This window comes from Acidovorax sp. FJL06 (assembly GCF_003852545.1).
Taxonomy (GTDB): Bacteria; Pseudomonadota; Gammaproteobacteria; order Burkholderiales; family Burkholderiaceae_C; genus Acidovorax.
In genome coordinates this window covers 24,538-48,883 of sequence record NZ_QAJR01000020.1, presented here as the reverse complement: position 1 = coordinate 48,883, position 24,346 = coordinate 24,538, and the positions used below count along the sequence as shown (strand labels likewise).

Genomic DNA, 24,346 nt, shown 5'->3' with positions numbered 1-24,346 from the left:
CCCCATGGTGGATGTTGGCGCGCAAACCTCTGAGCAGGGCCTGCTGGCGCAGGATTTCGTCCGTTTTGCCGTCGAGTCGGGCGTGCTGCGGTTTGGCGAATTCAAGACCAAGGCCGGGCGCCTGAGCCCCTACTTCTTCAATGCCGGCCTGTTCGACGACGGCCGCAAGATCGGCCGGCTCGCGGAATTCTATGCAAAAGCCCTGCTGGCCAGCGGCATCGAATTCGACATGGTGTTCGGCCCGGCCTACAAGGGCATTCCGCTGGCGGCCACCGTGGCGGTGGAGCTGGCGCGCCTGGGCCGCAACGTGCCCTTTGCCTACAACCGCAAGGAGGCCAAGGACCACGGCGAAGGCGGCACCCTGGTGGGCGCGCCGCTGCAGGGCCGGGTGCTGATCGTGGACGATGTGATGTCGGCCGGCACCGCCGCGCGCGAGTCCATCGCCATCATCAAGGCGGCAGGCGCCACGCCGCATGCGGTGGCCATTGCGCTGGACCGCCAGGAAAAAGCCACCGAGAATGGCCAGGACGTAGACCACAGCGCCGTGCAGTACGTGCGCAACCAGCTGGGCATGCAGGTGTGCGCCATTGCGCGTCTGGCAGACTTATTGCTCTACCTTGAGCAAAATGGGGAAGATGCAATGCGCTCCCACCACGAAAAAGTGCTGGCCTACCGCCAGCGTTACGGCGTCAACGAGGGGTAGATGACTTGAGCAGCAAATCGGCGTGGATCATGGGCGGGGTTCTGCTGGCCACCCTGGCTGCCGATATTGCGCGGGCGCAGCAAGGTGCGTCTGGCGGCATCTACACCTGCGTGGACCGCAATGGCCGGCGGCTGACCGCCGACCGCCCCATCCCCGAGTGCCTGGACCGGGAGCAGCGCGAGCTGAGCCCCTCGGGCACCGTGCGCCGGCAGATCGGCCCCTCGCTCACCGAGCAGGAACGCGCGGCCCAGGAGGCCCAGCGCCGCAAGGAGGCCGAAGCGCGTAGCCGTGAAGTGGAAGAGCGCCGCCGCGAGCGCGTGCTCACCACCCGCTACCCCGACAAGGCCACCCACGATGTGGAGCGCGCAGCGGCCATCCAGATGGTCGATGACGTGACCGCCACCGCCGAGAAACGCATCGTGGAGCTCAAGCAGCAGCAAAAAGCGTTTGAGGTGGAGATGGAGTTCTACAAGCGCGACCCCAGCAAGGCCCCCCTGGTGCTGCGCCGCAAGATTGCCGAGAACGAAGACGGCATTGCCGAGCAGCAGCGCTTCATTGCCGGGCAGGATCAGGAAAAGCGGCGCGTGCACCAGCGCTTTGATGCCGAACTGGCCCAGTTGCGCAAGCTGTGGGATGCGCAGCGCCTGCCCGCGCCGGCCACCGTTGCGCCGGCCAGCGACGCGGCCCCCGCGGGCGTACGGCCGTGAAGGGGTTGCGGCGCCGTAGCTGCGGCGACTGCAGCAGCAGGCACTGAGAATCTCCAGAACACCAACAACAAAGGGGCCCGTGAGGCCCCATTGTTTTGGTCATGGTTCAGCGATCTGCTGTCCGATGATCTGTTGGTGGCGGGTGCGGCCCGGCTTCTCAGCCGGCCAGCATGGCGCGCAGCAGCTCGTTCACCTGCGTCGGGTTCGCCTTGCCCTTGCTGGCCTTCATGATCTGGCCGACCAGCGCATTGAACGCCTTGTCCTTGCCCGCGCGGAACTGGGCCACGTTGTCGGCGTTGGCGGCGATCACCTCGTCGATGATTTTTTCCAGCGCGCCGGAGTCGTTCATCTGCTTGAGGCCCTTGGCCTCGATGACGGCATCCACCTCGTGGCCTTCACCGGTCCACAGTGCGTCGAACACCTGCTTGGCCGCGTTGTTGGAGATGGTGCCGTCGGCAATGCGTGTAATCAATGCCGCTAGCTGGCCCGAGGGCACGGGCGCCTGCTCAATGCCGATCTCGGCCAGGTTCAGGCGGCGCGAGACCTCGCCCATGATCCAGTTGCTGGCGAGCTTGGCCTGACCGCAGGCCTTGGCGGCGGCTTCGAAGTAGGCGGCCATGGCCTTGCTCTGGGTGAGCGTCGTGGCGTCGTATTCGGGCAGGCTGTAGTCGGCCACGAAGCGCGCCGCCATGGTGCGGGGCAGTTCGGCCATCTGGGCGCGCTGTTCCTCGATCCAGTGCTGTGAAATATGGAGCGGAGGCAGGTCCGGGTCGGGGAAGTAGCGGTAGTCGGCAGCGTCTTCCTTGGTGCGCATCGCGCGCGTCTCGCCCGTGTCGGGGTCGAACAGCACGGTGGCCTGCTGGATGGCGCGTCCGTCTTCGATCTCTTCGATCTGCCAGCGGATCTCGTAGTCGATGGCCTGCTGCATGAACTTGAACGAATTCAGGTTCTTGATCTCACGGCGCGTGCCCAGCGGCTGGCCCGGCTTGCGCACCGACACGTTGGCATCGCAGCGGAAGCTGCCTTCCTGCATGTTGCCGTCGCAGATGCCGATCCAGGTCACGATCTTGTGCAGCTCCTTGGCGTAGGCCACGGCTTCTTCGCTGGAGCCCATGTCGGGCTCGGTCACGATCTCCAAGAGGGGCGTGCCCGCACGGTTCAGATCGATGCCCGATTGGCCGATGAAGTCCTCGTGCAGCGACTTGCCCGCGTCTTCTTCGAGGTGGGCACGCACCAGGCGCACGGTCTTCTTCTCGTCACCCAGAAAGAACGACACCTCGCCGCCTTGCACGACCGGGATCTCGAACTGGCTGATCTGGTAGCCCTTGGGCAGGTCGGGGTAGAAGTAGTTCTTGCGCGCAAAAATGCTCTTCTCGGCAATGTGGGAGCCGAGGGCCAGTCCTAATTTAATAGCGCAGGCCACGGCCTCGCGGTTCATCACGGGCAGGGTGCCGGGCAGGGCCAAGTCCACGGCGCAGGCCTGGGTGTTGGGCTCGGCGCCAAAGGCGGTGGCGGCGCGGCTGAAGATCTTGCTCTGGGTGGCGAGCTGGGTGTGGGTTTCGAAGCCGATGACGACTTCGTAACCGTGGATGAGTTTCGCGGTCATGTCAGAAACCCTCCGGGCGACGGAGGTGGAAATCGGTGGCTTGCTGCAGGCGGTGTGCAGCGTTCAGAAGGCGGGCTTCCTGGAAGTAGTTGCCAATCAGCTGCAGGCCCACGGGCATGCCGCCTTCGCCAAAACCGGCGGGCACGCTCATGCCGGGCAGGCCGGCCAGCGAGCCGGGCAGGGTGAAGATGTCGGCCAGGTAGTCAGCCAGCGGGTCGTTGCCGTGGTCACCCAGCTTCCAGGCCACGGTGGGGGCCACGGGGCCGGCGATCACGTCGCAGCTCTGGAACGCGTTCTGGAAGTCGTCGGCGATCATGCGGCGGATCTTCTGCGCCTGCAGGTAGTAGGCGTCGTAGTAGCCGTGCGAGAGCACGTAGGCGCCGATCATGATGCGGCGCTTGACCTCGTCGCCAAAGCCTTCGGCGCGGGTCTTCTTGTACATGTCCACCAGGTCCGTGTAATCCTTGGCACGGTGGCCGAACTTCACGCCGTCGAAGCGGCTGAGGTTGGACGACGCCTCGGCGGGCGCAATGATGTAGTAGACCGGGATGGACAGCTCGGTGCGCGGCAGGCTGATGGGCACGAGCTTGGCGCCGAGCTTTTCGTATTCCTTCAGGGCGGCATCGACAGCGGTGCGCACGTCGGGCGCCAGGCCGTCGCCAAAAAATTCAGCCGGGATGCCGATGCGCAGGCCTTCAATGCTGTCGTTCAGCTGGGCGCTGAAGTTTTCGGCGGGGACATCCAAAGATGTGGAGTCGCGGTCCGGGTCGGGGCCGCACATGGCGGATAGCAGCAGGGCGCAGTCCTCGGCCGAGCGGGCCATGGGGCCGGCCTGGTCCAGGCTGGAGGCGAACGCGATCATGCCGTAGCGGCTGGCGCGGCCATAGGTGGGCTTGATGCCGGTGATGCCGCAGAACGAGGCGGGCTGGCGGATGGAGCCGCCCGTGTCGGTGCCGGTCACGCCCGGGGCCAGGCGCGCGGCCACGGCCACGGCGCTGCCGCCGGACGAGCCGCCCGGGATGCGGTCGGTGGCCCAGGGGTTGCGCACCGGGGCGGGGGCGTCAAAGCCCACGGGGGCAACGGCGGAGTTCTCGTTGGCCGAGCCCATGGCGAACTCGTCGCAGTTGAGCTTGCCCAGGGTCACGGCGCCGGCCTCGGCCAGGCGGGTGACCACGGTGGCGTCGAACGGCGACTGGTAGCCTGCGAGCATCTTCGATCCGGCGGTGCTGGGGAAGCCGCGCGTGACAAAGATGTCCTTGTGGGCAATGGGCACGCCGGCCAGGGGGCCTGCCGTGCCTGCGGCGATGGCGGCATCCTGTGCGCGGGCCTGGGCCAGGGTGGTGTCGGGGTTCACGGCCACGTAGGCGCCCAGGTTCTGGTGGGCCGCTGCGCGGTCAAGGAAATGCTGGGCGGTTTCGACGGCCGAAACGCGGCGTTCGCGCAGTTCGGTGGCCAGCTGGGCCACGCCCAGGTCATGCAATGCGGTGGAAGTCATGCGGCAGGGCTCTTACTCGATCACTTTGGGCACGAGGAACAGGCCTCGTTCGACAGCGGGGGCGCTTTGCTGGTTGGCTTCGCGCTGGTTGGGCTCGCTGGCGATGTCTTCGCGCAGGCGCAGCTGCACGTCCTGGATGGCGGCCACGGGGTGGGCCAGGGGCGCGAGGCCCGAGGTATCCACAGCCCGCATCTTTTCCACGATGTCAAAGAAGCCGTTGAGCTGGGTGAGCATGCGCTCACTTTCGGCAGGTGTCAGCTCAAGCCGCGCCAAGTTGGCGATGCGGCCGATGTCCTGGGGGGTCAGTGCCATAGGGAGGAGAATCTAAAGAAACCAGACGTAAAGCTGTGATCCGGGCGGTGCCGAAGGGAGTTATTCACAGGGGATGGGGTATTATCCCGGCTTTGCCGCAAAGCTCCCGGAATGGGAGTCAATTGCGTGAAAAAAGCCAATAAACACCCCTGAATACCTGGCGATGGCAGGCCGACGTGCATGCCGTGCCTGAGAGGACTTTTGAATGTTCGGAGCTTTCCGTCGGTACTTCTCCACCGACCTTGCCATTGACCTTGGCACAGCCAACACCCTCATCTTCGCCCGCGACAAAGGCATCGTGCTCGACGAGCCCTCCGTGGTTGCCATCCGCCACGAAGGCGGGCCCCATGGCAAGAAAGTCATCCAGGCCGTAGGCCACGAGGCCAAGGCCATGCTGGGCAAGGTGCCTGGCAACATCGAAGCCATCCGCCCGATGAAGGACGGCGTGATCGCCGACTTCGTGATCACCGAGCAGATGATCAAGCAGTTCATCAAGATGGTGCACCCGCGCACGCTGTTCACCCCCAGCCCGCGCATCATCATCTGCGTGCCCTGCGGCTCCACCCAGGTCGAGCGCCGCGCCATCAAGGACGCGGCCGAGGCCGCCGGCGCCACCGCCGTGTACCTGATCGAGGAGCCCATGGCCGCCGGCATCGGTGCGGGCCTGCCGGTGTCCGAGGCGTCCGGCTCCATGGTCGTGGACATCGGCGGCGGCACCACCGAAGTCGGCGTGATCTCGCTGGGCGGCATGGTCTACAAGGGCAGCGTCCGCGTGGGCGGCGACAAGTTCGACGAAGCCATCATCAGCTACATCCGCCGCAACTACGGCATGTTGATCGGCGAGCCCACCGCAGAATCCATCAAGAAGAACATCGGTTCGGCCTTTCCTGGCTCTGAAGTGCGCGAGATGGAAGTCAAGGGCCGCAACCTGTCCGAAGGCGTGCCGCGCAGCTTCACCATCTCCAGCAACGAAGTGCTGGAGGCACTGACCGACCCGCTCAACCAGATCGTCTCGGCCGTGAAGAACGCGCTGGAGCAGACCCCGCCCGAACTCGGCGCCGACATTGCCGACCGCGGCATGATGCTCACCGGCGGCGGCGCGCTGCTGCGCGACCTGGACCGCCTGCTGGCCGAGGAAACCGGCCTGCCCGTGCTGGTGGCCGAAGACCCGCTGACCTGTGTGGTGCGCGGCTGCGGCATTGCGCTGGAGCGCATGGATCGCCTGGGCAGCATCTTCACGAGCGAGTAAGCCCGTGGGCCTGGTGGTTGCAGGCACTGTCGTCCACCCTGAATCCCGCTCATGAACTGCATGACTGCACCCGCTCCAATGCTTCATCCTGAGCATGCGCCCGTGGAGCGGCCTCCACGCGGCCTGTCCTGACTGCTGCGCACCATGCCCATCGGTACCCTGGAGCGCAGCGCTCCCCCTTTCTTCAAACAGGGCCCTTCGGCCCTGTCGCGTTTGGCCGTGTTCAGTGCGCTGGCGCTGTTCCTGATGGTGGCGGACGCGCGCTTCCAGATCACGGGCCCGTTCCGCAAGGTGGTGGCCACCGTGCTCTACCCGGTGCAATGGCTGATGCTCAAACCGGTGGAGTTCGCCAGCCATGGCTCTGGCTACTTCCAGTCGCTGCAGACCGCCCAGGAGGACCTGGACGCCGCACGCAAGAAGATGGCGCTGATGGGCCAGCGCGCCAACCATGCCGAGCAACTGGCGCTGGAAAACGGCCGCTTGCGCAAGCTGCTGGAGCTGCGCGACCGGCTGCAGACACCGGCCCAGGCGGCCGAGGTGATCTACGACACTGCCGACCCCTACACGCGCCGCGTGGTGCTGGACCGGGGGCAGGTGGGGGGCGTCGAACTGGGCGCGCCCGTCATGGACGAGGCCGGGGTGCTGGGCCAGGTCACGCGGGTGTTCCCCCTGGTGAGCGAGGTCACGCTGCTGGTGGACCGCGACCAGGCGATTCCCGTGCTGAACATCCGCACCGGCGTGCGGGGCGTGGCCTATGGCGACCCCGTGGCCGGGCATGGCGGCGGCATGGAGCTGCGCTTCATGCCGGCCAATGCCGACATCCGCGAAGACGACCTGCTGACCACCAGCGGCGTGGACGGCCTGTACCCCCCGGGCCTGCCCGTGGCACGGGTGGTGCGGGTGGAGCGCCGGGCCGATTCCGCGTTTGCCCGCATCTACTGCACACCCTTGGCCCAGGTGCAGGGCGCGCGCCATGTGGTGGTGCTCAAGCCGCTGGGCGACAACGAGCTGCCCCGCCCCGAACCGGCGCACCCCGTGCCTGCGAACAAGCGCGGAGGGCGCAAGTGAGCGGCGCCCCCTGCATGACGAAGATGAAAGGACGCACGCCATGATCATGCCGCGTGGTGAGCCCCTGCTGATGCCGGTGAACCCGGTGTTCATCTGGGCCAGCCTGGTGGCGGGCCTGGCCATCAACATGCTGCCGCTGGGCCGCATCGTCTGGATGCCCGACCTGCTCATGGTGCTGCTCGTGTTTTGGGGCGTGCACCAGCCGCTGCGCATCGGCATGGGCGCGGCGTTTGTGCTGGGGCTGTGCATGGACGTGAGCCAGTCGGCGCTGCTGGGCCAGCATGCGCTGTCGTACACCGTGCTGTCCTTTGGCGCCATTGCCATCCACCGCCGCCTGCTGTGGTTCAGTGTGCCGTCGCAGGCGCTGCAGGTGCTTCCGCTGTTTGCGCTGGCCCACGCGATCGAGCTGTTGCTGCGCATGGTGTCCGGGGGCATCTTCCCGGGACTGTGGAGTTTTCTGGCGCCGCTGATCGAAGCCCTGCTCTGGCCCCTGGCCAGCTGGGTGCTGCTGGCGCCCCAGCGCCGCCCGCCCGACAGCGACAAGAGCAGGCCTTTGTGACATTGACGACATGACCGAACTGCGCAGCAGCGAAGCCGACGCTTCGCGTTTTCGGGTGCGTGCCGTGGTGGTGGGCCTGGTGGTGCTGGCTGCGCTCTGCCTGGTGCTGGCCCGGCTGATCTTCCTGCAGGTGGTCCGGCACGACGACCTGGCCGCGCAGGCCGAGAGCAACCGCACGGCGGTCGTGCCCATCGTGCCCAACCGGGGGCTCATCCTGGACCGCAACGGCGTGGTGCTGGCGACCAACTACTCGGCCTACACGCTGGAGATCACGCCCTCGCGTGCGGGCGTGCTCGACGAGACCATCGACGAGCTGGCCAAGATCGTGGACATCCAGGCGCGCGACCGCCGGCGCTTCAAGCGGCTCATGGAGGAGTCGCGCAACTTCGAATCCCTGCCCATCCGCACGCGCCTGACGGACCAGGAGGTGGCCCGCTTCACCGCCCAGCGCTACCGCTTCCCCGGCGTGGACATCAAGGCGCGCCTGTTTCGCAACTACCCGCTGGGCGACGTGGCCAGCCACGCCATCGGCTACATCGGCCGCATCAACCAGAACGAGAAGGCCCGCATCCAGGACTCGGACGACGAGGCCAACTACCGGGGCACCGAATACATCGGCAAGCTGGGCGTCGAGCAGAGCTTCGAGTCGGCCCTGCATGGCGCCACGGGTGTGGAGCAGATGGAGACCTCGGCCGGCGGGCGCGCGGTGCGCAAGCTCTCCAGCCACGCGGCCACGCCCGGCGACAGCGTGATGCTGTCCATCGACATCAAGCTGCAAAAACTCATCGAGGAGCTGTACGGCAGCCGCCGCGGGGCGCTGGTGGCCATCGACCCGCGCAATGGCGAGATCCTGGCGCTGGTGAGCAAGCCCACGTTCGACCCCAACCTCTTCGTCGAAGGCATCGACGTGGACAACTGGACCGCGCTCAACGAGTCCATCGACAAGCCGCTGCTCAACCGCGCCCTGCGCGGCACGTACCCCCCCGGCTCCACCTACAAGCCCTTCATGGCCCTGGGGGCGCTGCAGCTGAACAAGCGCTCGCCCAGCCTGGTGATCAACGACCCGGGCTTCTACACCTTTGGTGGCCACACCTTCCGCAGCCACGAGGGCGGGCTGGGCGGCGTGGACATGCACCGCGCCATCCAGTTCTCCAGCAATACCTACTTCTATTCGCTGGCCGTGGAGATGGGCGTGGACGCCATCCACGATTTCATGAAACCGCTGGGCTTGGGCCAGTCCACGGGCATCGACCTCAACGGCGAGGTGCGCGGCACCTTGCCCAGCACCGAGTGGAAGCGCAACACCTACAAGCGCGCCGACATGAAGCGCTGGTTCCCGGGCGAGACCGTGTCGCTGGGCATCGGCCAGGGCTACAACAACTTCACCATGCTGCAGCTGGCGCTGGCCGAGGCCACGCTGGCCAACGGCGGTACGCGCTACCGGCCCCACATGGCCAAGGCTGTGAAAAACGCGGTCACCGGGGTGGTCACCGAGATCGTCCAGCCCCCGGGCCAGAACCTGGGCTACCAGCCCCGGCATGTGGAGCTGGTGCGCAACGCCCTGGTGGCCGTGAACAAGGGGGGCACGGGCACCCGTGTGTTTGCGGGCGCGCCCTACACCTCGGCGGGCAAGACGGGCACGGCCCAGGCCGTGAGCCTGGGGCAGAACGTGAAGTACAACGCCAAGGCGCTGGAGGAGCACCAGCGCGACCATTCCCTGTTCGCCGCGTTCGCGCCCGCCGAAGAACCCACGATTGCCCTGGCGTTGATCGTGGAGAACGCCGGCTTTGGTGCCGCCCATGCCGCGCCCATCGCACGCCGGGTGTTCGACTACTGGCTGCTCGGGGAGTACCCCAGCGAGGAAGACATCGCCGCCGTGCAGAAGGGGCAGGCTGCAGCCCCCATCGGCAAGCCCCGCCGGGTGGCCGATGTGGCGCTGCCGTTGCCCTGAGCCCTGCCAAAAATTGCCCGGTGCGGGGCCCCGCTGGCCCCGCGAACATCTGCTAACAGGCCGCGCGCGGCTTCTGCGGCAGAATCCGCCCGCCCCTGTGTGGGGGCCGCGCCAGACTGCCGCGCACCGGAGACGCCATGCAACGCCAACGCCGCCGGGCCCTGGGGGCCCTTCCTGTTCTGCTGCTCACCGCCTGTGGCGGAGGCGGTGGGGGCGATGCCCCTGCCAGCCCCGGCAACCCCCCCAGCCCGGCCGCGCCCGCCGGGCCCTCACCGTCGCCCTTGCCTGCACCGCCCTCGGGCGGCGTGGCCTATGGCAACCTCTCCCGCGCCAGCCTGGGGGCCGGTGCGGCGCTCAACGGCGCCATCCCGTTCCCGGCCGACAACCCGTGGAACACCGACATCAGCGGCGCCGAGGTGGATCCGGCGTCCGAGCGCCTGATCGCCAGCATCGGTGCCGACAAAGGCCTGTACCGCGACTTCGGCGCCGGCCTGTGGGAGGGCGCGCCCATCGGCATCCCCTACCGGGTGGTCGCGGGCCAGCAGGCCCGGGTGGCCATCGACTACCAGGCCTACGCGGCCGAGAGCGACCCCGGCCCATTTCCGGTTCCGCTGGACGCGCCCGTGGAGGGCGCGCCGGGGCTGAATGGCGACCGGCATGTGCTCGTCCTCGACCGGGACAACCAGCGGCTCTATGAACTCGGGCGCGCGTTTGCGCGCGGCGACCGCTGGCAGGCCGATGTCGGGGCGGTGTTCCACCTCGACAGCAACAATGTGCGGCCCACCGCGAAGGCGGGCTGGACCAGCGCCGACGCCGCCGGGCTGCCCATCTTCCCCGGGCTGGTGCGGTACGACGAAGCCGTGCTGGGCGCAGGGGGCATCCGCCATGCGCTGCGCTTCACGGCGGCGCGCACGCGCCGGGCGTTCGTGCCGCCGGCCATGCACTACGCCTCCTCCAGCACCGACCCCAACCTGCCGCCCATGGGCATGCGGGTGCGGCTGAAGGCGGGGTATGCCGTTCCCGCCACGTTCAGCCCGGAGGCCCAGGCCATCCTGGCGGCGCTCAAGGCCTACGGGATGCTCCTGGCCGACAACGGTTCGGACTGGTACCTCAGCGGCGCCCCCGACGAGCGCTGGAACAACGACCGCCTGCGCGCCGAGCTGGCCTCGGTCAAGGGGCGTGACCTGGAGGTAGTGAAGATGGTGGGGCTGGTCACGCAGGTGTAGTGCGGCGGCCCTCCTGGTGCAGGCCAAGGTCTGCGCCAGGATTTTGCTTCTATTTTGATAGCTGCAAGCGCTTGTCAGGCAGGCGCTGGGGCATGATTTCTTGTGGGCCTGGAACCGTCAGGCGGGCTGCGCCTTCGCGGAGGGCGGAATCTGGCTGAACACCAGCGCCGCCACGATGAGCCCGGCGCCCGCCAGGCCTGCCCAGCCCAGCCGCTCGCCCAGCAGCGCCCAGGCCGTGAGGGCCGCGAACACGGGCTCCAGCCCAAACACGATGGCGCTGCGCATCGCATCCACGCGCTGCTGGCCCCAGGCCTGCAGGGTGACCACCACCACGCTGGCCAGCAGGCCCAGGTACAGCAGCGCCACCCAGGCATCGGCTGGCAGGTGGGCGGTGGCGTGCAGCCAGCCCAGGCCGCCGTCCTGGCCCAGCAGCAGCGCGGTGGAGGCCGCGGCCATCACCGTGGCCTGCGCCGCCGCCATGCGCGTGGCGCGCAGGGGGCGCGCGGCAGTGCGGCGCGCGGATTCTTCCAGCGCGAGGATGTAGAGCGCGTAGAACACCGTGCTGGCCAGCGTCAGCGTATCGCCCAGGTTCCAGGGCTCGTTCTCGTGGAACATCAGGGTCATGCCCAACAAGGCCATCCCGCAGGCGGCCCACAGCCGCCAGCCATAGCGGCGGCCCATGGCCGCCATGGCGATCAGCGGCACCACCAGCACATTCAGGCCAGTCACGAAGGCATTGCGGTTGCTGCTGGTGCGCGCCAGGCCCTCGATCTGCAGCCAGAACGCGAGGAACAGCAGCACGCCCAGGGCGCAGCCCCACAGGCGCTCGTGGCGCCGCATGCCCCACCACAGCGGCGCGAGCACCGCCAGCGCAATCACAAAGCGCAGCCAGATGATCTGCAGCGCATCGAGCTGGGTGGACAACAGCTTCATGGCGGGGAAGGTGGTGCCCCACACCACGGTCACTGCCAGCAGGGCCAACAGGCCAAAACGGTCGGGTTTCATGGACAGGCAAAGAGGAAATGCGGCAAACAAAAAAGGCTGGCCGGTTGCCCGGCCAGCCTGCTCCGGCAAAGTCGAAGGCTTAGTTGAAGAGGTAGCGGGCCTGCAGGTTCAGGCGCAGCATCTCGCCCTGCTGGCCGTCGAACGTCGTGCGGCGGCCGCCGATCAGCTCGGCGCCCAGTTCCACGCTCTTGATCGGCAGGTAGTACATGCCGGCGTGCCACTGGTAGAGCTTGTGGTTGCCTTCGGCGCCGTAGGCGTTCACGTAGGCGTCGCCCAGCTTGTTGCGCGAGCGCACCATGCCCAGCGAGACGGTGCCGCGCAGCTGCTCGCTGAACACGTTGGACAGGCCCAGCACCACGCCCTGCGACTTGTCCAGGCGCACCGTGCCGCCGTCCAGCACCGGGTAGTTGGTGCCGATCAGGTAGGCGCCGTCGCCATCGCCGTCCAGGCGCGTGTACTGTGCCATCAGCGTGGTGGTGCCGGTGATCTTGTAGCCCGCGCCCAGGCCAAAGCCCAGGCCGCGCTTGGACACGCCGCTCACGCGCTGTTCGTGCGACAGCAGGCGGGCGTTCACATTGCCCCAGTCGTAGGCCTTGTCCACGCGGGCGACCAGGTTGGGGCTCTTGGCGCCGTCGGTGGGCTCTTCCAGTGCGAACTGGAACTTGGCCAGGTTGGGGTTGTTGTAGGTGTAGCGCACCTGGGTGGGGCGGCGGAAGGTGGCGCCGGGCGGGCCGTTGAAGTCCACCGTCTCGGGCAGGTTGTCCGTGTCCATGAAGGTGGACCAGGTCTGGCCGATCAGCCAGCCTGCGTACTCGCCGTAGGCATGGCGCAGGCGCAGGCGGTTGCGGTTGCACTCGGCGCCGCAGTAGGCGTAGAAGTCGGCCTCGATCTTGGTGTTGAAGGTGCCGACGCCGGTGGGCGTGGAGGTCTCGAAGCCAAAGCGCGAGGTCTGTGCGGTCAGGCTGGTCTTGCCGCTCTTGGCGCTGCCCAGGGGTTGTTCCATCAGGTTGGTGAAATGGTCACCCGGGGCCGTGCCCTTGAAGTCCTTGACCATGTTGGCTTCGGCAAAACCGTACACGCGGATCGAGGTCTCGCTGCCCGGCAGGCGGAAGCTGCCAGGGATGTCGCCCAGCACCACGGCGTCCTTCTGCTTGAGCTCGACGGCCTCGATGCGGTCGTTCCAGGCCGATGCCGATGCGGCGGCAGGCGCTGCGGCCGGTGCCTGGGCCTTGAGTGCGTTGAGCTCGGCGCGCAGGGCCTTCAGCTCGTTGCGCATGTCTTCGAAATCCTTGGCGGTCTGGGCAAAGGCTGCGGGTGGCAGGCTGCACAGGCCGGCGGCCATCAGGGCGAGGAACGTGTGGTTCAGTTTCATGGTCACTCCGGTAGGGGCTTGTGGTTGTTGTTCGCAGGTGCCTGGATCTCAGGCGCTCATGCGGCCGATGAAGGCGCGGATGCGGTCGTTGGCTGGGTTGCTGAAGAATTCGGCGGGTGGGGCGTCGTGGGCGATGCGCCCCTGGTCGAAGAACATCACGCGGTCGGACACCTCGCGCGCAAAGCCCATCTCGTGGGTCACCACGATCATGGTCATGCCGCCACGGGCCAGCTCGCGCATCACGTCCAGCACCTCCTGCACCATCTCCGGGTCCAGGGCCGAGGTGGGCTCGTCGAACAGCATCACCTGGGGCTGCATGGCCAGGGCCCGTGCAATCGCCACCCGCTGCTGCTGGCCGCCCGACAGCTGCCAGGGGTACTTGTGGGCGTGGTCCTGCATGCCCACGCGGGTGAGCAGGGCCATGGCCTGCTCGTTGGCCTTCGCGCGCGGCGTGCGGCGGATGCGGCGCGGCGCCAGCGTCACGTTGTCCAGCACGCTCATGTGGCCGAACAGGTTGAACTGCTGGAACACCATGCCGACCTCGCTGCGCTGCTTTTGCAGCCGGTGCGGGTCGTCGCCCACGGGTTCGCCGTCGATGGTGATGGTGCCGCTGTCGTGGGGCTCCAGCCGGTTGATGGCGCGCAGCAAGGTGCTCTTGCCCGAGCCCGAGGCGCCGATGATCACGGTGACCTCGCCAGTGTTGAAGGTGGTCGAGACATCCTTGAGCACCTGGTGTGCGCCGAACGACTTGCAGACCCGGTCCACGACGATGAAAGGGGTGGTGGTGTGGCCCGTTGTCATTTGTTGCGGTCTTCCACGTCGAAGCGGTATTCCACGGCGTTCGAGATCTGCGTGACCAACGTGGTCAGCAGCAGGTAGGTGATGGCCACGGTGGACAGCGTGGCAATGGGCTGGAATGTGGCCGACTGGATGCGGTTGCCCACATTGGTCAGCTCCACCACGCCGATGGCGTAGGCCAGTGACGAGTCCTTGAGCAGCGCCACGAAGTTGCTCACCAGCGGCGGCAGTGAGATCTTGAAGGCCTGGGGGAACACCACGTCCAGAAAGACGTGCATCCGGCCCAGGCCCAGTGCCTTGGCGGCCTCGGTTTGGCCGCGCGGCACGGCCAAGAGGCCGGCGCGGATGGCCTCGGCGTTGTAGGCGCCTACGTTCAGACCCAGGGCCAGCACGGCGGCGGCAAAGTCGGGCAGGTTCAGGCCCGGCACCAGCACCGGCAGCGCGAAGTACACGAACAAAATCTGCACCAGCAGCGGCGTGCCGCGGATCACCCAGATGTAGAAGCTGGCGACCCAGCGCACGGCCGCCCAGCGCGCGGTGCGGGCCAGGGCCGCGCCCGTGCCCAGCACCAGGCCGACGCTGCCGCTGATGAGGGTGAGCCACAGCGTGGTGCGCGCGCCATCAGAAAAGGCCTGGGCGTTGGAGCCAATGGGCTCGGGCAGGAAAGAGAGCAACTGGCCCAGCAGCGCCAGCGCCAGGACCATCAGGATGACGGCCGAGACGAGCGTGGCGTTGCTGCGCTGCTGGCGAGACCAGCGCTGTGGCCAAAGGGCAGTGAGCATGGGAAACCCCGGTCAGGACAAGAGCGAGAGGGGCGTGCTCAGTGGCAGCGGACGTCTTCGTTGAAATACTTCTTGGACAGCGCGGCGTAGCTGCCGTCGGCCATGACTTCGGCCAGGGCCTTGTTCCAGCCACCGGCCAGCGAGCTGTTGCCCTTGGCCACGGCGGCGGCGATGCGCTCGATGAACAGCATGTCGCCGAGCTTGAAGCCGGCGCCGGGGTTCTTCTCGGCCACGGCCTTGGCCACGAAGCGGTCGGTCACCCAGGCGTCCACGCGGCGCGAGTTCAGGGCGCTGCGGGCGTCCACGTCGGTGGGGAAGTTCTTCATTTCCTTGATGGACGAGACCTTCTGCACGTTCTCCAGGTAGCTGGTGCCGGTCTGCACGGCCACGATCTTGCCGGCCAGGTCCTTGGCGCCCTTGATGGCGGGATCCATGGCGATGATCATGCCGCCCGAGCAGTAGTGGGGCTCGGTGAAGGTCACGGCCTTGGCGCGCTCGTCGGTGATGCCGTGCGAGGCAATCACCAGGTCCCAGCGGTCCTGGCGCAGGCCGGTGAGCAGGGCGTCGAAGCCCAGGGTCTTCCACTGGATCGTGAGGCCCATCTTCTTGGCCACGAGTTCGGCCACTTCTACTTCAAAGCCCGTCAGCGTGGTGCCATTGAAGAAGTTGAACGGAGCGAACTGCCCTTCGGTGGCGATGAGGATCTTGCCGTCTTTCTTGACCTCGTCCAGTGTCCGGGCCTGGGCGGCGAATGCGGCGCAGAGCGCGAGGGCGGTGGCGACAGCCTTGAACAATTTCATGGGATGGGTCCTGTACGGGGTATTTCAGGTACAAAAAATCCGGCATGCGGGTAAGCAGGCCGGAGGCTCGGGGAACGAGGGCGGGGTCATCGCCAATGGCGAAGCCTGCCGTCATCAAATGGACACGATTATAAAGATGCGGATTTTTTCCTTGACACTGCGGACAACCCCCGGTGGGCGCTTGTGTGCCTATTCGCAACAGGTTTAGACGGAGCTCCCGAACTTTCGGGAGCGGTTTTCGGCCGTGGTGTTACCTCAAGAACGCGTCGTAGCCCGTCTTGAGGATGAGGGTGCCCACCACCATGATGAAGATGCCGCGCACAAAGCCCGTGCCATGCTTGAGCGCCATGTGGGTGCCCAGCAGGCTGCCCACCACATTGGCCACGGCCAGCGTCACCGCAAAGTGCCACCACACATGGCCCTTGGCTGCAAACAGCAGGATGGCCGCGATGTTGGTGGCGCAATTGAGCAGCTTGGCCGAGGCCGAGGCATTGAGGAAGTCATAGCCGAGCAAGCGCACGAACAGGAAGACAAAGAAGCTGCCGGTGCCCGGGCCGAAGAAGCCGTCATAAAAACCGATAAGCACACCGATCAGGCCCGCCACCAGCACCTCGGTGCGGCCCGCAAAGCGCGGGAGGTGGTAGCGGCCCAGGTCCTTCTTGGCCAGGGTGTAGACCAGCACGCCCAGCAGCACCAGGGGCAGCAGCTTGCGCAGGAAGTCGGCCGACACCACCGTGACGGCCCAGGCGCCCGCAAACGATCCGGCAAAGCCGGCGGCGGCGGCGGGCAGCATGGCCTGCCAGCGGACCTGCACCCGGCGGCTGTACTGCCAGGTGGCCATGGCGGTGCCCCACACCGACGCGGCCTTGTTGGTGCCCAGCAGCGTGGCCGGTGGCGCCCCCGGAAACGCCGCAAACAACGCCGGCACCATCACCAGCCCCCCACCCCCCACGATCGCATCCACAAAGCCCGCGAGCAGCGAGGCCAGGGTAATAAAAAACCATTCCATGGCTCTATTTTCGCACCTGGAGCGCTATCAATTCAGGACCGATAGGGTGTGCCGGATGGGCGAGGTGTTGTGCGAGCGGGCAAGAAAAAGGCGCTGGGATCGCCAGCGCCTGGAAAAAATGTGCACCTCGTTGGGTGCTTGGAATGTGGTTGTTGGTAGAAAGTGTCTCCTCGGGCCCCTCGCTTGGCACACCGAAGCGCGCTTTCGAGTGGCGCAACTGTAACGGGTGCACCCCGCTGGTGCATTGGGGGTTTCCCGCACCCTTGGCCGGGCGCCTGGCCGGATGTTGTCCCGAGTCGGGGGATGCCGGCTGGCATGGCTCGTGCAGCGCGTTGTAACAAGTTGTGAGGATGGTATTTCATTCGGGGAGTCTTGTCCCGGTTCGTGGCGGTTGTGTTGTTGTGCCTGGGGCTGTGTGCCGGCGCGCTGGCGCAGAGTCCGCCCGAGGCGGTCGCGGGTGGGGCATCCCCTGTGGCGGTAGCGCCCACGCGAGCCTCGCTGCTGGGGCTGAGCTCGGGCCTGGCGTCGGCCTGGTGGCCATCACACCCGCAGCGGGGTTTTTCACGCTGCGCTCGGCCGTGGTGATGGGCCTGGTGGCCGGGCTCGCGTGCTACTGGGGCGCCACGGGGCTCCAGCGGCTGCTGCGCGTGGACGAGCAGGCCGGACCTGCCCGATTCCGAAAAACTCGCCCTTGCCGCCCATTTGCACGTGCTGCTGCGCCGCAAGACGGGGCGCTTGACTGGCGCCGAATGGATGGCGGCCAACGCCGAATATGCGCTGGAGATCGTGCAGTTTGCGCGCCTGCGCGCTCAGGAGGACAACGCGCCCGATCTGGCCGAGTGGGCCGATCGGCCTTGCACCAGGACTTCCTGTTTGCAGCGCGCAGGCCCTTGCTGGACGTGGCTGCGCGGGCGGTGCGCCAGCGCATGGCACCACCGCCCGAGGTACCGCGCTACGTGGGTGGTATCCGCTGAGCGGGCCTGCGCTGCAGCACGGGCGTCATGTCATGCCCGCCGCGCCGCGATGACCCACTCGGCCGCCTTCTCCGCCATCATCAGCGTGGGCGAGTTGGTGTTGCCGCTGGTGATGGTGGGCATGGCGCCCGCATCCACCACACGCAGCCCGGCCACCACGCCGCCGCGCCCGTCGCGCACGCGCAGCTGTGCATCCAGCACGGCCATGGGGTCGCCATCGCGGCCCATCCGGGTGGTGCCCACGGGGTGGAAGATGGTGGTGGCGATGTCACCCGCCAGGCGGGCCAGATCTTCGTCGCTGTCAAACTGCACGCCGGGCTTCCATTCCTCGGGGGTGTACTTGGCCAGCGCGGGCTGGGCCACGATGCGGCGTGTGACGCGCAGGCTGTCGGCGGCCACCTGGCGGTCCTCGGGGGTGCTGAGGTAATTGGGCGCGATGGCAGGTGCGGTCTTGAAGTCGGCGTTCTTGATCTGCACCGTGCCCCGGCTTGTGGGGTTGAGGTTGCACACGCTGGCCGTGAACGCCGGAAAGCTGTGCAGCGGCTCGCCAAACGCGTCGAGTGACAGGGGCTGCACGTGGTATTCGATGTTCGGATGCGGCCGGTCGGGGCTGCTGCGCGTGAACGCGCCGAGCTGCGAGGGCGCCATGCTCATGGGGCCGCTGCGCTTGAGTGCGTATTCGAGCCCGATCTTGGCCTTGCCCACCAGCGAGTTGGCCATGGTGTTGAGCGTCTGCACGCCCTGCACCTTGAACACCGCGCGGATCTGCAGGTGGTCCTGCAGGTTGGCGCCCACGCCGCGCAGGTCCACCGCCACGTCGATGCCGTGCTGGCGCAGCAGCGCGGCCGGGCCGATGCCCGACAGCTGCAGCAGCTGCGGTGAGTTGACCGCGCCTGCGCTCAGGATCACCTCGCCCGTGGCATGGGCGGTGACCATCTCCTGGCCGTCCCACACCTGCACGCCGGTGCAGCGCTGGCTGCCGTCGGGCTGTGTTTCGAGGATGAGCTTGGACGCCTGCGCGCTGGTCCACATCTCGAAGTTGGGGCGGCCGTAGCAGGTGGGCCGCAAGAAGGCCTTGGCGGTGTTCCAGCGCCAGCCGCTTTTCTGGTTGACCTCGAAGTAGCCCACGCCCTCGTTGCTGCCGCCGTTGAAGTCGTCGGTGGCGGGGATGCCCGCTTGCTGCGCGGCCTGGGCAAAGGCGTCGAGCACGTCCCAGCGCAGGCGCTGCTTTTCCACCCGCCACTCTCCGGTGCTGCCGGTGGCCTTGTTGCCATGCAGGCGCTTGAAATTTTCATTCACGGCCCCGGGCTGGTCCAGGCGCCAGTGGTCCTCGTGGCGGCGGAAGTAGGGCAGGGCGTTGTCCCAGCGCCAGCTGGCGTCGCCCGTCAGTTCGGCCCACTGGTCGTAGTCGCGCGCCTGGCCGCGCATGTAGATCATGCCGTTGATGCTGCTGCAGCCGCCCAGCGTCTTGCCGCGCGGGTAGCGCAGCGTGCGGCCGTTCAGGCCCGGGTCGGGCTCGGTGTTGTAGAGCCAGTCGGTGCGCGGGTTGCCGATGCAGTACAGGTAGCCCACGGGGATGTGGATCCAGTGGTAGTCGTCCTTGCGGCCGGCTTCGATCAGCAGCACCCGGTGGCTGGCGTCGGCGCTCAGGCGGTTGGCGAGCAGGGCACCGGCTGTGCCCCCGCCGATGATGATGGTGTCAAACGTGGTGTCGCTCATGGGTGGGGGCGGGGCAATGCAGGGGGTTGTAACGGTGGGCCATTGTGCGGATCGCTCCGGCCCTGTCGATAGGGTGTGTGCTGATTGCTACATATTTGGTAGCTGTTGGCGCTTGTCAGTATTGCGTTGGGCGCTGGTTTGATAATAATTGCATGCCATCGGGGCCGGCCTGTGCTTGGCGCTGGGTTGCCTGGTGGAGCGGGCCGTGCACGGTCCGCTACCATGCACGCTCTTCCTTTCTGCTTCTTGACTTCCACATCCCTCTGGCTGCCTTGGCAGCCCGGCCCATGACCGAGCACACCCCCCGCATTGTTCGCACCGAGACGCCCCAGGGCCCCTGTGCGCAGTTGCGTGGGCGCTGGGGGGCGGCCGAGCTGGGTACCGAGGCGCAGTGGGAGGCTGTGTCCGCGCAGTTGCGCAGCCATCCGGCCGCCCCCGCCCTGGGGTGGGATTTGCGGGATCTGCAGTGGCTGGACCATGTGGGCGCGCAGCTGCTCTGGAACCACTGGCAGCATGCCTGGCCCGTGCACCTGGCCTGCACCGAGGGCCAGCGCACCATGCTGGCGCGCGTGGCGCAGTTCACCTGCATCGCCCCCCCGCCCGAGCCCTGGCGCCTGGGCGACCAGATCGACCACCTGGGCGTGCTGGTGCTGCATGGCGTGGACCACGCACGCCACCTGCTGGAGATGGTGGGCCAGCTGGTGCTGGACCTGGTGCGCCTGGCGCGCGCGCCGCGCAAGGGGCCGTGGCGCGATGTCTCGGGCCACCTGTACCGCATGGGGGCCACGGCCCTGCCCATCACGGCGCTGGTGGGCTTTTTGATTGGCGTGGTGCTGGCCTACCTGATGAGCCTGCAGCTGCGCCAGTTTGGCGCCGAGTCGTTCATCGTCAACATCCTGGGCATCTCGCTCATCCGCGAGCTGGGGCCCATGCTCGCAGCCATCCTGGTGGCGGGGCGTTCGGGCTCGGCCATCACCGCCCAGATCGGCGTGATGCGCGTGACCGAGGAGCTGGACGCGATGCGCGTGATGGGCATTCCGCACGGGTTTCGGCTGGTGATGCCACGCACGCTGGCGCTGGCGCTGGCCATGCCGCTCATCAGCGTGTGGACCACGCTGGCGGCCCTGGCGGGGGGCATGCTTGCGGCCGACCTGGCCATGGACATCTCGCCCGCGTATTTTGTGCAGGCGCTGCCGGCCGCCGTGAAGGTGGGCAACCTCGGGCTGGCCATGGCCAAGTCGGTGGTGTTTGGCGCGTGCATCGCGCTCATCGGCTGCCACTGGGGCCTGCGCGTGAAGCCCAACACCCAGAGCCTGGGCGAGGGCACGACGGCCTCGGTGGTGTCGTCCATCACCATGGTCATCATCGTGGACGCGCTGTTCGCCGTGGCCTTCAAGAACCTGGGGATCTGAGCCCATGGCCCGCACTGCACGTCCCCAGCACATCCCCGTCGCGGCCGGCGAGCCGCCCATCGTGGATGTGCGTGGCCTGTGGACCACGTTTGGCAAGGGCGACGAGGCCTTCACCGTGCACCAGGACCTGGAGTTCACCGTGCAGCGCGGCGAGATGCTGTCGCTGGTGGGGGGCTCGGGCACGGGCAAGACGGTGCTGCTGCGCCAGATCCTGGGCCTGGCCCGGCCCACGCGCGGCCAGGTCACGGTGCTGGGCCGCCCGGCATCGGAGATGGGGCGCGAGGGCGCGGCCAGCCGCGTGGGCATGCTGTTCCAGCATGGCGCGTTGTTCTCGGCCTTCAATGTGCTCGACAACGTGGCCTTTGCGCTGCGCGAACAGGGCACGCTGCCCGACGAGCTGGTGCGCGACGCCGCGCTGGTCAAGCTGCAGATGGTGGGCCTTAAACCCGAGCACGCCAGCCGCATGCCGGCCGACCTGTCGGGCGGCATGGTCAAGCGCGTGGCGCTGGCGCGGGCGCTCATCATGGACCCGCCGCTGCTGTTGCTGGACGAGCCCACGGCCGGGCTGGACCCGAGCAGCTCCGACGACTTCTGTGCGCTGCTGCGTGAGCTGCGCGCGGCGCTGGGGCTCACCGTGGTCATGGTCACGCACGACCTCGATACGCTGTTTGCGCTCAGCACCCGGGTGGCCGTGCTGGCCGAGAAAAAGGTCATCGTCACCGGGCCGCCGTACGAGGTGGCGCATGTGAAGCATCCCTTCATCGAACATTTCTTCATGGGCGAACGCGGCCAGCGCGCCATGGCCCCCGTGCAGACATCTGCACCGCCCGCCGTGCCGGCGGCCGCGCCCCTGCCAGACAAGGAACCCACCTGATGGAAAACAAATCCCACGCCCTGGCTGCCGGCATCTTCGTGCTGGTGGTCGCCGCCTTGCTGGCGGGCCTGGCCGTCTGGCTCACGCGCGACAACGCCAACTACGAGCAATACGAACTCTCTACCCGCGACGGCGTGAGCGGCCTGCAACCCCAGGCCGCCGTGCGCTACAAGGGCGTGGCCGTGGGCAAGGTCACGCGCATTGGTTTCGACCCGCAGGTCACCGGCAACGTGCTGATCCGCATCGCCGTCAACGAGCAGGCCCCCATCAGCCCCACCACCTTTGCCGTGCTGGGCTACCAGGGCGTCACCGGCCTGGCCCACATCCTGCTGGACGATGCCGAGAAACCCTACCCCGAGCTGCCTCCCGGCCCGAGCGGCCTGCCGCGCCTGCCGCTCAAGCCCTCGCCGTTTGGCAAACTGGCCGAGCAGGCCCCGGCCATCCTGAACCAGGTGGAGGAAGCCACGCGCCGCATCAACCAGCTGCTCGGCGACAACAACCAGCAAAAGCTCACCGAGGCCCTGTCGAACATCGGCCAGGCGGCGGGCAGCGTGAACACCCTCACGCAGCGGCTCGATGCCACCGTGGCCCAGCGCCTGGACCCGGCCCTGGCTGCGCTGCCGCCCCTGGCCAGCGATGCGCGCCAGACCCTGCAGTCACTGCAGCAGGCGGGCGCCGGCGTGTCGGCCCTGGCCGTGGACCTGGGCAAGACCACCCAGCGCCTCAATGCCGAAGGCGGCGCCATTGACCAGATCACCGCCGGCACCCAGTCGCTGGCCCGCGCGGCCGACCAGTTCAGCACCGCCACGCTGCCGCGCGTGAACCGCGCCGCCGACGACACCTCGCGCGCCGCCCGCCAGCTGGGGCGTGCGGCCGGGGGCGTCAGCGACAACCCGCAGCTGTTCCTCTACGGCTCGGGCCGCATCCCGCCCGGCCCGGGGGAACCTGGGTTTGCGCCTTGAGGAGACTCTATGAAAACCATTCAAAACATCGCAAAAAAGGCTGGTCTTGCGGGCGCCATCAGCGTTGTGGCCTTGTGTGTTGCTGGCTGCTCGGCCCTGCCCGCCCCGCCCGTCCGCCCGGCGCTGTATGACTTTGGCCCGGGCGCCGTGGCCCCCGCGCCCACCGACCGCCGCGCGCCCCTGCCCCCGCTGGCCCTGGCCGACGTGGAGGCCACGGGCCTGCCCGAGGGCAGCAATGCCGTGCTCTACCGCCTAGCCTATGCCGATGGCCAGCAACTGCGCCCCTACAGTCAGGCCCGCTGGAGCCAGCCGCCCGCGCAGCTGCTGCAGCAACGCCTGCGCGAACAGCTCGGCCAGCGCCGTGCCATCCTGAAGGCCGATGACGGCGCCGCCCAGGCCCGCGACCCGGCAACGGGCGGCAAGTTGCCCCTGGTGCTGCGCGTGGAGCTGGAGGAGTTCAGCCACCTGTTCAGCAGCCCCACCGACAGCGCCGGCGTCGTGCGCCTGCGTGCCACGGTGGTCGAGTTGACACCGGCGGGCGAATCGCTGCGCGGCCAGCGGGTGTTCATCGCCCAGCAGCCCGCGCGCTCGGCCGACGCGGCGGGAGGGGTGGCGGCGCTCGCGGGAGCCACGGGCCAGTTGGCAGGCGAGCTGTCCGAGTGGGTGGAGCAGGTGGGCAGCGCCCGCCCGTGAGGCGGCAGGCTGTCCGGGACTGAACCGGACGGCCCCCGGGGGGAGGGCGTTGTGAAAGGTGTGGACATATCCACAAAGGCCGCCGCTGTGCGTACCATGCGGCTTCCCGCATCCAAAAAATCACACAACACGCTCGAGAGGGAATGCCATGTTCATCGTCTGGGGGAAGAAACTCGTCCATCGCAAGCTCGGCCATGTGGCCGACTTCTGTCCCATCTGCCGCAAGCCCCGCGCCTTTGTGCTGCGGCGGGTCGGCTCTGCGGGGCATCTGTACTACGTCACCGTGAGCCAGGGGGAGCTGGTGGGTTACGAGCGCACCTGCGTGCAGTGCGGCACCGCGTTCAATGCCGAGCCCACGCACTACGCCACTGTGGCGCCCAAGCTGCTGCCCCTGCCCGAGCTGGCGCGGCAAACCTTCCCGGACCTGGAACAGGCCTGGAAGGACCGCCTGGACCTGGAGCGCCAACTGCGCAGCGACCCGCATGCGCTGCATGCCGACGACCGCAAGGCGCTGATCCGTAGCCCTTTTCTGCTGCTGTCGCCCAAGGTGGAAAAACGGTTTGCCTCCACCCATTTCGACAAGGAGGTCGGCATCGCTGCGCTGGCCGCTTTGGGCCTGATGATTGCGGGGCCCGCCACTGTGCGCGCGGTGGCGCCGGATGCGGCCGACCTGGCGGTGCTGGTGTGCATGGCCCTGGGGGTGCTGCTGGTGATCGTGCAGATCGCGCTGGCCGGCGGCCGCTTCATGCGGCGCGAGGTGCTGCCCGTGCTGGCCAAGTGCCTGCGGCCCCTGCAGCCCACGCGGGGAGAGCTAGAAGCCGTGATGGCGGAGCTAAAAACCTTGCGGCACCAGATGGCCACCAAGCTCAAGCTGCCCGAGCTGGTTGCGCAGATCGCGGGCCAGGGCGACGGCCGCTGAACGGGGCCCAGGCGACGCGGGAGCGCTCCGCCGCGCCGCGTCGCTACGGCCGGGGGAGGCCTGGGCGGCACCACCAGCCGGTTGCGAAAGCCGATCAGGAAATACACGAGCGCAAACAGCCAGAACAGCCAGGCAGCGTAGCCTGAAAACT

At 67.8% G+C, this 24,346-nt stretch carries 22 protein-coding genes and 1 pseudogene; 13 read left to right on the top strand and 10 right to left on the bottom strand.

Annotated elements, in window-relative coordinates:
* The first annotated feature begins 4 nt into the window (after nucleotides 1-4).
* Together pyrE and DBV10_RS12990 are read left to right on the top strand one after the other, a co-directional pair.
* Nucleotides 5-703, top strand: a complete 699-nt coding sequence (pyrE, locus tag DBV10_RS12995; protein WP_124514043.1) for an orotate phosphoribosyltransferase — start codon at nucleotides 5-7, stop codon at nucleotides 701-703.
* 29 nt (nucleotides 704-732) lie between these two features.
* Nucleotides 733-1,410, top strand: coding sequence for a DUF4124 domain-containing protein (locus tag DBV10_RS12990; RefSeq protein WP_124514130.1), 678 nt, complete (start codon nucleotides 733-735; stop codon nucleotides 1,408-1,410).
* Between the two features lie 157 nt (nucleotides 1,411-1,567).
* Here DBV10_RS12990 and gatB read toward each other — a convergent pair whose 3' ends face one another.
* The 3 genes from gatB to gatC are packed head-to-tail and all read right to left on the bottom strand — an operon-like array spanning nucleotide 1,568 to nucleotide 4,823.
* Nucleotides 1,568-3,016 carry an Asp-tRNA(Asn)/Glu-tRNA(Gln) amidotransferase subunit GatB gene (gene gatB / locus DBV10_RS12985; protein ID WP_124514042.1) on the bottom strand — a complete coding sequence of 483 codons (1,449 nt, stop codon included), beginning with the start codon at nucleotides 3,014-3,016 and terminating at the stop codon, nucleotides 1,568-1,570.
* Nucleotide 3,017: 1 nt separating this feature from the next.
* Nucleotides 3,018-4,511, bottom strand: coding sequence for an Asp-tRNA(Asn)/Glu-tRNA(Gln) amidotransferase subunit GatA (gatA, locus tag DBV10_RS12980; protein WP_124514041.1), 1,494 nt, complete (start codon nucleotides 4,509-4,511; stop codon nucleotides 3,018-3,020).
* 12 nt (nucleotides 4,512-4,523) lie between these two features.
* Nucleotides 4,524-4,823, bottom strand: coding sequence for an Asp-tRNA(Asn)/Glu-tRNA(Gln) amidotransferase subunit GatC (gatC, locus tag DBV10_RS12975; RefSeq protein WP_124514040.1), 300 nt, complete (start codon nucleotides 4,821-4,823; stop codon nucleotides 4,524-4,526).
* Nucleotides 4,824-5,028: 205 nt separating this feature from the next.
* On the opposite strand from gatC, the gene DBV10_RS12970 reads away from it, so the two are divergent.
* The 5 genes from DBV10_RS12970 (at nucleotide 5,029) to DBV10_RS23120 (ending at nucleotide 10,876) form a co-directional block, all read left to right on the top strand.
* Nucleotides 5,029-6,072, top strand: coding sequence for a rod shape-determining protein (locus DBV10_RS12970; protein WP_063460976.1), 1,044 nt, complete (start codon nucleotides 5,029-5,031; stop codon nucleotides 6,070-6,072).
* Nucleotides 6,073-6,216: 144 nt separating this feature from the next.
* Entirely contained in the window at nucleotides 6,217-7,140 is a 924-nt protein-coding gene (gene mreC, locus DBV10_RS12965) for a rod shape-determining protein MreC (RefSeq protein WP_124514039.1), read from the top strand.
* 40 nt (nucleotides 7,141-7,180) lie between these two features.
* Nucleotides 7,181-7,699, top strand: a complete 519-nt coding sequence (gene mreD, locus DBV10_RS12960) for a rod shape-determining protein MreD (protein WP_124514038.1) — start codon at nucleotides 7,181-7,183, stop codon at nucleotides 7,697-7,699.
* A 10-nt stretch (nucleotides 7,700-7,709) separates the two neighbouring features.
* Nucleotides 7,710-9,650: a penicillin-binding protein 2 gene (gene mrdA, locus DBV10_RS12955; protein WP_124514037.1), complete on the top strand. Its 1,941-nt coding sequence runs from the start codon at nucleotides 7,710-7,712 to the stop codon at nucleotides 9,648-9,650.
* Between the two features lie 137 nt (nucleotides 9,651-9,787).
* The gene (locus DBV10_RS23120; RefSeq protein ID WP_124514036.1) at nucleotides 9,788-10,876 is read left to right on the top strand and encodes a hypothetical protein; all 1,089 of its coding nucleotides are present in this window, start codon (nucleotides 9,788-9,790) and stop codon (nucleotides 10,874-10,876) included.
* A 117-nt stretch (nucleotides 10,877-10,993) separates the two neighbouring features.
* Here DBV10_RS23120 and DBV10_RS12945 read toward each other — a convergent pair whose 3' ends face one another.
* From DBV10_RS12945 to DBV10_RS12920, 6 genes are all read right to left on the bottom strand, one after another.
* The gene (locus DBV10_RS12945; protein WP_124514035.1) at nucleotides 10,994-11,881 is read right to left on the bottom strand and encodes a DMT family transporter; all 888 of its coding nucleotides are present in this window, start codon (nucleotides 11,879-11,881) and stop codon (nucleotides 10,994-10,996) included.
* Nucleotides 11,882-11,960: 79 nt separating this feature from the next.
* Nucleotides 11,961-13,253, bottom strand: a complete 1,293-nt coding sequence (locus tag DBV10_RS12940) for a DcaP family trimeric outer membrane transporter (protein WP_124514034.1) — start codon at nucleotides 13,251-13,253, stop codon at nucleotides 11,961-11,963.
* A 48-nt stretch (nucleotides 13,254-13,301) separates the two neighbouring features.
* Nucleotides 13,302-14,054, bottom strand: a complete 753-nt coding sequence (locus DBV10_RS12935) for an amino acid ABC transporter ATP-binding protein (protein WP_124514033.1) — start codon at nucleotides 14,052-14,054, stop codon at nucleotides 13,302-13,304.
* Entirely contained in the window at nucleotides 14,051-14,833 is a 783-nt protein-coding gene (locus DBV10_RS12930) for an amino acid ABC transporter permease (protein WP_124514032.1), read from the bottom strand. Before DBV10_RS12930 ends, DBV10_RS12935 begins: the two co-directional genes overlap by 4 nt.
* A 38-nt stretch (nucleotides 14,834-14,871) precedes the next feature.
* Nucleotides 14,872-15,633, bottom strand: coding sequence for an ABC transporter substrate-binding protein (locus DBV10_RS12925; RefSeq protein WP_124514031.1), 762 nt, complete (start codon nucleotides 15,631-15,633; stop codon nucleotides 14,872-14,874).
* Between the two features lie 250 nt (nucleotides 15,634-15,883).
* Complete coding sequence (locus DBV10_RS12920) at nucleotides 15,884-16,642, bottom strand: TSUP family transporter (protein WP_124514030.1); 759 nt, start codon at nucleotides 16,640-16,642, stop codon at nucleotides 15,884-15,886.
* A gap of 350 nt (nucleotides 16,643-16,992) precedes the next feature.
* On the opposite strand from DBV10_RS12920, the pseudogene DBV10_RS23390 reads away from it, so the two are divergent.
* A pseudogene (locus DBV10_RS23390) lies at nucleotides 16,993-17,241 on the top strand (ammonia channel protein); the annotation flags it as partial.
* 405 nt (nucleotides 17,242-17,646) lie between these two features.
* Here the strand turns inward: DBV10_RS23390 and DBV10_RS12905 are convergent.
* A complete protein-coding gene (locus tag DBV10_RS12905; RefSeq protein WP_124514029.1) occupies nucleotides 17,647-19,335 on the bottom strand; it encodes a GMC family oxidoreductase in 1,689 nt (562 codons plus the stop codon).
* Between the two features lie 287 nt (nucleotides 19,336-19,622).
* Between DBV10_RS12905 and DBV10_RS12900 the strand changes: the two genes are divergently transcribed.
* The 5 genes from DBV10_RS12900 (at nucleotide 19,623) to DBV10_RS12880 (ending at nucleotide 24,195) form a co-directional block, all read left to right on the top strand.
* Entirely contained in the window at nucleotides 19,623-20,747 is a 1,125-nt protein-coding gene (locus DBV10_RS12900; RefSeq protein ID WP_124514028.1) for an ABC transporter permease, read from the top strand.
* Nucleotides 20,748-20,751: 4 nt separating this feature from the next.
* Nucleotides 20,752-21,621 (top strand): ABC transporter ATP-binding protein, encoded by an 870-nt coding sequence (locus DBV10_RS12895; RefSeq protein ID WP_124514027.1) that lies wholly within the window; start codon nucleotides 20,752-20,754, stop codon nucleotides 21,619-21,621.
* Entirely contained in the window at nucleotides 21,621-22,583 is a 963-nt protein-coding gene (locus DBV10_RS12890) for an MlaD family protein (protein ID WP_124514026.1), read from the top strand. The genes DBV10_RS12895 and DBV10_RS12890 overlap by 1 nt, the downstream gene beginning before the upstream one ends.
* Nucleotides 22,584-22,592: 9 nt before the next feature.
* Nucleotides 22,593-23,276, top strand: a complete 684-nt coding sequence (locus DBV10_RS12885) for an ABC-type transport auxiliary lipoprotein family protein (protein ID WP_124514025.1) — start codon at nucleotides 22,593-22,595, stop codon at nucleotides 23,274-23,276.
* Between the two features lie 148 nt (nucleotides 23,277-23,424).
* Complete coding sequence (locus DBV10_RS12880) at nucleotides 23,425-24,195, top strand: hypothetical protein (RefSeq protein ID WP_124514024.1); 771 nt, start codon at nucleotides 23,425-23,427, stop codon at nucleotides 24,193-24,195.
* The last annotated feature ends 151 nt before the right edge of the window (nucleotides 24,196-24,346 follow it).